General features: G+C 43.0%; 2 protein-coding genes. Both read right to left on the bottom strand.

Annotated elements, in window-relative coordinates; genetic code table 11:
- Positions 1–244: 244 nt before the first annotated feature.
- Positions 245–1,009, bottom strand: a complete 765-nt coding sequence (locus tag G5A70_RS15480) for a formate/nitrite transporter family protein (RefSeq protein ID WP_173750333.1) — start codon at positions 1,007–1,009, stop codon at positions 245–247.
- 119 nt (positions 1,010–1,128) lie between these two features.
- Positions 1,129–1,227, bottom strand: a 99-nt coding sequence (locus G5A70_RS15475; RefSeq protein WP_173750332.1) for a formate--tetrahydrofolate ligase, incomplete at its 5' end; no start/stop codon positions are given.

Genomic DNA, 1,227 nt, shown 5'->3' with positions numbered 1-1,227 from the left:
TTCGCTATATCCCAAATTTACTGCCACTTCCGTGTAAGTGGCAGTAATGCTAAATATATACGTGCCAATGCACTAGTCAATATAGAAATAAAATTCTATCCTGATATACCATAAAGCAAGGGTGTAGACCAATACAGTAATTTAAAAATATTGTTCAAATGCCGCCAGGCGCACCGCAAAAAAGGCGCTGACCCGCATTCTGCGTTCAGCGCCTTTTACTCCCCTCAAAGTTCTCTCTATGTACTTATTTTTCTTTTGAAATCAAATGATATGGAAGTGCCACACCTAAGATACCGCCAACCATATTCCCAAGCGTTACGATAATGACATTATAGCAATATGCACCGATTCCAACTTTTCCTGTAAGAAGAGAAACACCGATGCTGCTCATGTTTGCAATGCTATGCTCAAATCCACATACCATGAACACAAAGATACACCAGAAAATCATAATCAGTTTGCCTGATTCAGATTTCATTTTGATTCCGCACCATACGGCAAGACATACCAGTATATTACACAATACTGCTTTGACAAACAATGGCACAGGAGCCGTGGTGGTCTTATTCACTGCCAGGTTTACGAAGTAATCACCAATACCGCCTGTTGGAACTTTTGCAGCCACGAAAAGAGCAGATGATAAAAGAGAACCAACCAGGTTTCCAATCCAACAGATACCCCATAATTTACAAGCGTCCCCCCAGGAGGCTGTCTTTCTGAATACTGCTGCCGACAGAACAAAATTATTTCCTGTAAATAAGTCTGCACCTGCCATAATAACCAAACTAAGCGCTGCTGCAAATGCCGCACTCTGCGCCGGTTTCGCCCAGTTCGCTGTCATTTCTGCACCTGACAGATGACCAGCCAGTGTAAATGCCACAAAACCCCCCATGGCCACAAACACACCCGCAAGAATAGCAGACATAAAATATCCCAGAGGATTGTTCTTCAATAAATTTAATTTTGCTGCCGCACTATTACATACGGCCTTATACTCATCTTTATACATATTTACCTACTCCCTTCCAGCCCAAACTCTCCTAATATAAACAGAACTGCCGCACTCTGCATATATCCGGAATCTTCCAGACGGCTGCATGATGCGGCAGCTGTATTCTTATTTCACTCTTAGAACAGACCGGAAATTTTTCCTGTCGCATCCACATCAATTCTTTCAGCAGCCGGCACTTTCGGCAGACCCGGCATAGTCATGATTTCACCGGTTAA

The sequence above is a fragment of the Blautia hansenii genome, assembly GCF_013304445.1.
Classification (GTDB): domain Bacteria; phylum Bacillota; class Clostridia; order Lachnospirales; family Lachnospiraceae; genus Blautia.
The sequence above is the reverse complement of the archived record's forward strand: the minus strand, read 5'-3'. Positions and strand labels throughout refer to the sequence as shown.

What these genes read in the sequence shown, in the direction of transcription:
- G5A70_RS15480 (WP_173750333.1), bottom strand. Translation starts at nt 1,009, where the DNA reads ATGTATAAAGATGAGTATAAGGCCGTATGTAATAGTGCGGCAGCAAAA.